General features: G+C 66.4%; 6 protein-coding genes. 3 read left to right on the top strand and 3 right to left on the bottom strand.

What is annotated here, in order from left to right:
* Positions 1 to 139: 139 nt before the first annotated feature.
* Both AB4Y84_RS06955 and AB4Y84_RS06950 read right to left on the bottom strand, forming a co-directional pair.
* Entirely contained in the window at positions 140 to 3,301 is a 3,162-nt protein-coding gene (locus AB4Y84_RS06955) for an efflux RND transporter permease subunit (RefSeq protein WP_442249920.1), read from the bottom strand.
* A 3-nt stretch (positions 3,302 to 3,304) separates the two neighbouring features.
* Positions 3,305 to 4,441 carry an efflux RND transporter periplasmic adaptor subunit gene (locus tag AB4Y84_RS06950; protein ID WP_442244368.1) on the bottom strand — a complete coding sequence of 379 codons (1,137 nt, stop codon included), beginning with the start codon at positions 4,439 to 4,441 and terminating at the stop codon, positions 3,305 to 3,307.
* Positions 4,442 to 4,564: 123 nt separating this feature from the next.
* Between AB4Y84_RS06950 and AB4Y84_RS06945 the strand changes: the two genes are divergently transcribed.
* The 3 genes from AB4Y84_RS06945 (at position 4,565) to AB4Y84_RS06935 (ending at position 7,404) form a co-directional block, all read left to right on the top strand.
* Positions 4,565 to 5,245 (top strand): TetR/AcrR family transcriptional regulator, encoded by a 681-nt coding sequence (locus tag AB4Y84_RS06945; protein WP_442244369.1) that lies wholly within the window; start codon positions 4,565 to 4,567, stop codon positions 5,243 to 5,245.
* A 136-nt stretch (positions 5,246 to 5,381) separates the two neighbouring features.
* Positions 5,382 to 6,029, top strand: a complete 648-nt coding sequence (locus AB4Y84_RS06940; RefSeq protein ID WP_032975442.1) for a protein-L-isoaspartate O-methyltransferase family protein — start codon at positions 5,382 to 5,384, stop codon at positions 6,027 to 6,029.
* A 16-nt stretch (positions 6,030 to 6,045) separates the two neighbouring features.
* On the top strand, positions 6,046 to 7,404 hold the full coding sequence (locus tag AB4Y84_RS06935) for a TolC family outer membrane protein (protein ID WP_442244370.1): 1,359 nt from the start codon (positions 6,046 to 6,048) through the stop codon (positions 7,402 to 7,404).
* 134 nt (positions 7,405 to 7,538) lie between these two features.
* Here the strand turns inward: AB4Y84_RS06935 and AB4Y84_RS06930 are convergent.
* Positions 7,539 to 8,641: hypothetical protein (locus AB4Y84_RS06930; protein WP_442249919.1), on the bottom strand; the 1,103-nt coding region annotated here is incomplete at its 5' end.

The raw sequence follows: 8,641 nt of genomic DNA, 5'->3' as shown, positions 1-8,641 counted from the left end.
CCATGGATGGCGCGCCCGAGCCTACAGGGACGTACTTGCGGCGTCCCCCAGCCCACCTGCCCACCCGGCCCAACAAGCGATCCCGCTTCTGAACCCACCGCAGAGGGGGCTCAGCCCGGTGGCCGGGAAACCCGGGGCATCACGCCCCGGATTCATCCGGCTTGACCCGGAACCACGCCGCGTACAACGCCGGCAGGAACACCAGCGTCAGCACCGTGCCCACGATCAACCCACCCATGATCGAAATCGCCATCGAGCCGTAGAACGCACTGCGCGACAGCGGAATCATCGCCAGCACCGCCGCCAGCGCGGTCAGCACGATCGGGCGGAAACGCCGCACCGTCGCATCGATGATCGAATGCCAACGGTCATGCCCGGCATCGATGTCCTGCTGGATCTGGTCGATCAGGATCACTGAATTACGCATGATCATGCCGGCCAGCGCGATGGTGCCCAGCAGCGCCACGAAGCCGAACGGCGCGCGGAACAGCAGCAGGAACAACGTCGCACCGATGATGCCCAGCGGTGCGGTCACCAGCACCATCGCCGCACGCGAGAAGCTGCGCAGCTGCAGCATCAGCAACGTGGCCACCACGATCAGGAACAGCGGCATGCCGGCCTTGATCGAGTTCTGCCCGCGTGCCGAATCCTCCACCGAGCCGCCGGTTTCCAGCAGGTAGCCGCTGGGCAGCTCGCCGCGGATGCCATCCAGCGTCGGCACGATCTGCTGCACCACGTCCAGCGGCTGCATGCCATCGCTGATGTCGGCACGCACGGTCACCGTCGGCAGGCGGTTGCGGTGCCAGATGATGCCGTCCTCGAAGGCGTATTCCAGCCGCGCGACCTGCGACAGCGTCACCGCGGTACCACTGCTGGTCGGGATCGCCAGGCTGCCGAGCAGATCCAGCTGCGCGCGCTCGTTGTCCGGGCCACGCAGCAGCATCTCGATCTGGCGATTGCCCTCGCGATAGGTGCTCACGCTCATGCCCGACAACGAGCTGCTGAGGAACTGGCTGACCTGGGCACTGCTGACACCCAGTGCGCGTGCACGGTCCTGGTCGATCACCAGCCGCACCACCTTGCTCGGCTCGCTCCAGTCCAGGTTCACGTTCATCACGTGCGGGTTCTCGCGCACCTTGGCCTCGACCTGGCGTGCAATTGCCTGCACCTGTGCGATGTGTTCGCCGGACACGCGCATCTGCACCGGATAGCCGACCGGCGGCCCATTCTCCAGGCGCGTCACGCGCATCTGCACATCGGGGAACTGCTTTATCACTTCCTTCAGCATCCAGTCGCGGGTCGATTCGCGGGCCTTGGCGTCTTCGGTGAGCACCACGAACTGGGCGAAGTTGGTCGCCGGCAGCTGCTGGTCCAGCGGCAGGTAGAAGCGCGGCGAACCGGTACCGACGTAGGCCACGTAGTTACTGATGCCTTCGCGGCCCTTCAGCAGCTTCTCCAGTTTGTCGGCCTGTGCCTGGGTCGCGGCCAGCGATGCACCTTCGGCCAGCTCGATGTCCACCATCAGTTCCGGGCGGGTCGAATCGGGGAAGAACTGCTGCGGCACGAAGCGGAACAGCATCAGCGAGCCGATGAACAGGGCGATGGTCGCACCGATCACCCACCAGCGATGGCGCAGGCAGGTATCCAGGAACGACCGGAAGCGGGTGTAGAACGGCCGCTGGTACGGATCGTGGTCGTGTGCATGTTCCTTCGGTGCGATCCAGCGCGCCAAGGCCGGATGCCGGTCGGCCCACTGCAGGCGCTTGGCGCGCCAGCGGCCGGCCAGACTGTCCGGCTTCGGCAGCTGCGGATTGAACAGGTCCGGCAGCATCTTGTCGCCCAGGTACGGGATGAACAGCACTGCGGCAATCCACGACACCACCAGCGCGATGGTCACCACCTGGAACAGCGAGCGGGTGTATTCACCGGTGCTCGATGCAGCAGTAGCGATGGGCAGGAAGCCAGCAGCGGTGATCAGGGTACCGGTCAGCATCGGGAAGGCCGTGGACTCCCAGGCGAAACTGGCCGCGCGCAGGCGGTCGTAGCCCTGCTCCATCTTGGTGGCCATCATCTCCACCGCGATGATCGCATCGTCCACCAGCAGGCCCAGTGCCAGCACCAGTGCACCCAGCGAGATCTTGTGCAGGCCGATGTCGAAGTAGTGCATGACGAAGAAGGTCATCGCCAGCACCAGCGGAATGGTCACGCCCACCACCAGGCCGGTACGCAGGCCCAGCGAGAAGAAGCTGACCAGCAGCACGATCACCACCGCCTCGGTGAGCACCTGCACGAACTCGCCCACCGACTCTTCCACCGCATGCGGCTGGTCGGACACCTTGCGCAGCTGCATGCCGGCCGGCAGGGTCTTCTGCAGGCGTTCGAACTCGGCATCCAGGGTGGCACCCAGCTTGAGGATGTCACCGCCGTCCTTCATCGCCACCGCCAGGCCGATCGCATCCTGGCCCATGAAGCGCATCTTCGGCGAAGAGGGATCGGCAAAGCCGCGCTTGACCTCGGCGATGTCGCCCAAGTGCAGCGTGCGTTCGCCCGCCTGGATCGGGAACTTGCGGATGTCCTCGATCGAATCGAACTGGCCGGTCACGCGCAGCTGCACGCGGTCGGTCGGGGTTTCAAAGAAACTGGTGGCGCTGATCGCGTTCTGGTCAGCCAACGCCTGCTGCACCTGCTGCAGCGATACGCCCAGCGTGGCCAGCTTGGTGTTGGACAGCTCGATCCACACCTTCTCGTCCTGCAGGCCGACCAGGTCGATCTTGCCGACGTCGGGCACGCGCTGCAGCTCCAGCTGGATGCGGTCGGCATAGTCGCGCATCACCGCGTAGTCGAAGCCTTCGCCGGTCAACGCGTAGATGTTGCCGAACGTGTCGCYGAACTCATCGTTGTAGAAGGGACCGACGATTTCCCTCGGGAGCGTCGCGCGGACATCGCCCACGCGCTTGCGCACCTGGTACCACAGGTCGGGGATCTGCTTGGAGCGCAGGCTGTCGCGCGCCATGAAGATCACCTGCGATTCGCCCGGCCGCGAGTACGAACGGATGAATTCGTACTCGCCGGTGTTCATCAGCGCTTTTTCGATCGGCTCGGTCACCTGCCGCGAGACCTGCTCGGCGGTGGCGCCCGGCCACATCGTGCGTACCACCATCGCCTTGAAGGTGAAGGGCGGATCTTCAGACTGGCCCAGGTGCTTGTACGACCAGGCACCGATGACGGCGAACGCCAGCATCGCGAACAACACCAGCGCACGGTTGCCCAGCGCCCATTCGGAGAGATTGAAGCGGCGCACGGGTCAGTGCCCCTTGCCTGCGGCCGGCGCCGGCTTGGCAGCCGACGGTGCCAGCACCGGGCGGTTCTGGCGGTCGACCGGCGTCACCACCTGGCCTTCGCGCAGCAGATGRCCGCCGGCAGCGACCACCCAGTCCGACGCGCCCACGCCGGACACGACCGGCACGGCCTGCGCGCCGTAGGCACCCACCTGCACCGGCGTTGCCTTCAATGCACCATTGGACGGATTGACCACCCACACGCTGGCCTTGCCATCACTGCCGCGCAGCACGGCCGCCAGCGGCAGCTGCAACGCACCACTGCGCCCGGCGGTGGCGAACACCCGCGCACTCTGGCCCAGTTCCACTTCGCTCAGTGCTTCCGGCGCCAGGCTGACCCGCGTGGCATAGGTGCGCGCCTGTGCATCGGCGGCCGGGGCGATCTCGCGCAGGGTGCCCGGCAGCAGCTGGCCCGGGCGGTTCCACAGTTCCACCTGCACCGACTGGCCGACCTTGTAGTCACGGATGCTGCTTTCCGGCAGCGCGATCAGCACCTCACGGCCACCATCGGCGGCCAGGGTGAACACCGTCTGCCCAGCGCTCACGACCTGCCCGGCTTCGGCCTGGCGGCTGGCAATCACGCCATCGGCGGGCGCGCGCAACTGCGCGTACTCGGCCTGGTTGCGGGCCACGGCGAGGTTTGCCCGGGCGGCGTTGGCCTGGCCCTGCGCGGCCTTGAACGCCGCCGTCTGCTGGTCCAGTGCCGAGCGGCTCACCAGCTGGTCTTCAGCCAGCTTGGCGTAGCGCTTCTGGTCATCGCGGGCGCGCACCAGGTCTGCTTCCGCCGCCGCCAGCTGCGCCTGCGACGCCGCCGCCTGCGAGGCATAGTCGGCCGCGTCCAGCTCAGCCAGCAGCTGGCCCTTCTTCACCCGCTCGCCTGCGTCGACGTGACGCTTGACCAGATTGCCGCCAACCCGGAACGACAGGGGGCTTTCCTGGCGGGCACGCACCTCGCCGGGGTAGGCGGCCGCGGCTTGTCCATCCTGCGTGGTGGGATGCACCACCAGCACCGGGATGGCCGCCACCGGCTCGACGGCCTGCTTGCCGCACGCTGCCAACACCACGACCAGTACGCCTACGCCCAACCAACGCATGTTTTTCATGAGGTACAGGACCTGAAAAGAAATCCGGGGGGAACGCGCCGGCAACATACTGTTGCAACGCGGACATTAGTGAACCAGCCGGTATAGTATAAATATCGAACCGCTTGGTCTAGTATTAGCGGGATGAGTTCTCCCACTTCCCGAAAGCCGTCGGCCAAGCCCGCTGCCAAGGCTGCCGGTCCCGGGCGCCCCAAGGATCTGGGCAAGCGCGCGGCGATACTCGAGGCAGCCAAGACACTGTTCATCGAACAGGGCTACAGCGGCGTGAGCATGGACAGCATCGCGGCCCAGGCCGGCGTCTCGAAGCTGACCGTATACAGCCATTTCGGCGACAAAGAGACCCTGTTCTCCGAAGCTGTGCAGTCCAAGTGCATCGAGATGCTGCCCGACGCGCTGTTCGTGGCCGACGTGGAAGGCCCCCTGCGCGACCAGTTGCTGGGCATCGGCATGGCGTTCTTCGAGATGATCACCTCCGACGCGGCCCTGTCGATCCAACGGGTGATGATGGCCCCGGAGACCGACGAACGCCTGCGCGAACTGTTCTGGCAGGCGGGGCCCCAACGCACCTGCGAGGCGCTGGCCGACTTCATGCGCATGCGTGCCGAGCGCGGCGAACTGGACATCCCCGACTGCTACATCGCCGGCCAGCAGTTCCTGACCCTGGTGAAGGGCGAAGTGCACATGCATATGATGTGCGGCATGCCACTGTCACCCGTCGAGACCGATGCTGCGATCCATGTGGCCGCCAGTGTGGATTTCTTCCTGCGCGCCTACGCGCCGCGGGGGGCTGGGAACGCTGGATAACCAAAACTGAACGAACCGGAGGTCGCGATGACTTCCGGCACTGCGACCCCGGCCACCCCGCAGCTGATGCTCTGGGCGCGCCGCCGGCCTCCGGCACCGGTAAAATGGCCGGCCCACTGCGCTGGATTTGAACCTCATGACGATTGATTACGCCCACGCCCGCGAACTGATGGTGGAACAGCAGATCCGTCCCTGGGACGTGCTGGACATCAAGGTGCTCGACGTCCTGGCCCGCCTGCCGCGCGAGGCCTTTGTCGCCGACGCGCACCGGGCGCTGGCCTATGCCGATGTCGAACTGCCGATCGGCAACGGCCAGAAGATGATGAAGCCGGTCATCGAGGGCCGTACCCTGCAGGCACTGGATCTGCAGCCGGGTGACGAAGTGCTGGAAATCGGCACCGGCAGCGGCTTCCTGTCGGCCTGCATCGGCGCGCTGGCGCGCGACGTGCTGAGCCTGGAAATCGATCCGGAACTGGCCGCCGCTGCGCGCGCCCGCCTGGATGCCACCGGCCTGGGCACCAACGTGCGCGTGGAAGTGGCCGATGGCCTGGCCTGGCAGACCGAACGCCGCTTCGACGTGATCTGTGTCACTGGCGCCGTCGACGTGGTGCCGTCACAGTTTGCTTCGTGGTTGCGTCCGGGTGGTCGCCTGTATGTCATCCAGGGCCGTTCGCCGGCGATGGAAGCACTGCTGGTGAAGGCCGATGGCAGCACCGAGTCGCTGTTCGAGACCGATATCGATTACCTGCGTGGTGCCGCCCCGGCCCCCCAGTTCCACCTCTGAGTCCAAGGAAGCCGCAATGATCCGCCGATCCCTCGCTGTTGCGCTGGCCACTGCTCTGCTGCCGTTGTCCGCCCATGCCGCCGACCTGCTGCAGGTCTATGAAATGGCGCGCAATGGTGACCCGCAGCTGTCCGCCGCCGAATCCACCCGGCTGTACGACAAGGAAGGCGCCGTGCAGGCGCGTGCTGCCCTGCTGCCGCAGATCAATGGCCGGGCCCAGTTGAACCGTTCGCGCAGCGAGCCGAATGCCGACGCCAACTCCGGCTCGTTCACCAGCAAAAGTCGCAACTATACGGTCGATGGCACCCAGACGCTGTTCAATTGGACGCAGATCAACAACCTGCGTTCGCAGCGCGAGCTGAGCAAGGCGGCTGATTTCACCCTCGACTCGGCCAACGACAACCTGATCGTGCGCACCTCGGCGGCCTACTTCAACGTGCTGGTGGCGATCGAATCGCTGAACGCAGCACAGACCAACGAAGCGGCCGCGAAGAAGCAGTTCGACTTCGCCGACAAGCGCCTGGAAGTGGGCCTGGCGCCGATCACCGACGTGCACGAAGCACGCGCCCAGTACGACCAGGCGCGCGCCAACGCGATCGTTGCGCAGAACACGCTGGCCGACAACTACCAAGCCCTGACCGAACTGACCGGCCAGCCGGTGATGAACCTGAAGGGCCTGCCGGCCGATTTCCGTCCGGAAGTGCCGGCCAACCGCGGCAATCTGGACCAGCTGGTTCAGCAGGCGACCACGCAGAATCCGGCGCTGAAGGCGCAGGAGCTGAAGGTCGGTGCCGCCGAAGCCGGCGTGCAGGCCGCCCGTGGTGGCCACTACCCGACCCTGTCGCTGGGCGGCAGCTGGGGCAAGAGCGCGACCTGGGGCGACAGCGTCGGTGCCGGTTCGCTCTCACCCGATGCACGCACCAACAGCATCGGCCTGACCCTGAGCGTGCCGATCTTCTCTGGCGGCGCCACCCAGTCCGGCGTGCGCCAGGCGCTGGCCCAGCGTGACATCGCCCAGGATGGTTTCGAGCAGCAGAAGCGTGCCCTGGACCGCAATACCCGCAACGCCTACCAGACCCTGGTGCAGGGCATCAGCGAAGTGGAAGCCCGCCGCCTGGCCGTGGTTTCCGCACAGAGCGCCTACGATGCCTCGCAGGTCGGCCTGGAAGTGGGTACCCGCACGGTGCTGGACGTGATCCAGAACCAGCGCATCCTGTTCTCCGCACAGCTGGATTACGCGCAGGCCCGCTACAACTTCCTGCAGAACCGCCTGCTGCTGAGCCAGGCCGTGGGTGGCCTGGATGTCGCCGAGCTGCAGGACATCAACCGCCTGCTGACCCAGGACGCGGGCAACCCGTCCACGACCACGAACTGAGTCGGCGCCACCGGTCTGATCGAAAAGCCACCCTCGCGGGTGGCTTTTTTTTGGCTCGCCACGCCGGCAGGTCTACCTGGAACACCAGACATATCGGTGGACGAGCCTGCCGCCCAGCAACACAAGCAGGACCATCAGCACCGGTACGAAAGTGCGGGCCATGACGGCCGGCAACAAGCACAGTGCGGTCGCCACAGGTGCGAGCACCATCGGGAGGAGCCTGCGCTCGTCGGTCGCCGCCCTTGCCTGGCATTGGCTGCGGGCAACGCCGGCGCACATGGCGGCCAGTACCAGCAGGCCTGCAGGCCCCGGCAGCTGTGGAAGCCAGCTCTCGGCAGCAACAACGCCAATACCGCGCCCAGCACGGTCAGTGCAAGCGTCAGCAACAAGCGTGCGTTGGCGCCCGCATTGCCGCACGCCGACGGGCAGACCTCCAACCCCAACCGCGCGGCCAGCAACAGCAACACGATCTGCAGGGCCGCCAGCCCCGCGCCGCCCGCCAACGGCAACAGTGGCAGCAACCATTGCAGCTGCGGCACACCCTGCAATGCCACCGACAGCGGTCGCGTGCTGGCCAGCGCGGCAAACTCGACCAGGCCCGACTGCAACGCAGCCAGTACCATCAGCCACACCATCGCCAACAGCACCGCTGCGCCGGCAGCTCTGGAAATCTGCGAACGAGCGCGCGGGACCGTGCCGCAGAATCCCGCCAGCAGGCCTGCACCGAGCAGCACACCGAGCAATGCCACGCTCGCTGCAAGCACGCCGCCCAACCCAAAGCGATAGGGCGCGATGGCCGAGGGCAGCCACGGAATCCAATGGGCGTAGTGCACATGGCGAGCCGCCAGCAACAACAGCAGCAAGCCAACGCCCAGCTTCACCGTCAGCAATGCACAGGCCAGCAACAGCGCGCGCGGGATCCGCAGCAAAGCGGTGGCCGCCCCCAGCAGCAACAGCATGATCGACGCCGCCATCGGCAACGGCATCCACTGTGCGGGCACGGYATCGATGACCTCCGCGGCTGCGTACAGATGGCGTGCCATCGATTGCGCCAGGCCTGCGGTGGTCGCCGTCAGTTCCAGCAGCAGGGCGATCACCAGTACATCCGCAAGCGGCTTGCCCCACGCGGCACGGAGCAGACCGTGCAGACCGGAAGGATTCGGCACGCGCCGCATCGCCACACGCAGGCAATACAGCATCGGCAGCGTGCCCAACGCCGCCAGCAACAGGCTGAGGA

The sequence above is a fragment of the Stenotrophomonas sp. 2YAF22 genome, assembly GCF_052114665.1.
GTDB lineage: Bacteria > Pseudomonadota > Gammaproteobacteria > Xanthomonadales > Xanthomonadaceae > Stenotrophomonas > Stenotrophomonas indicatrix.
This window is presented reverse-complemented; position numbering and strand designations above follow the sequence as displayed.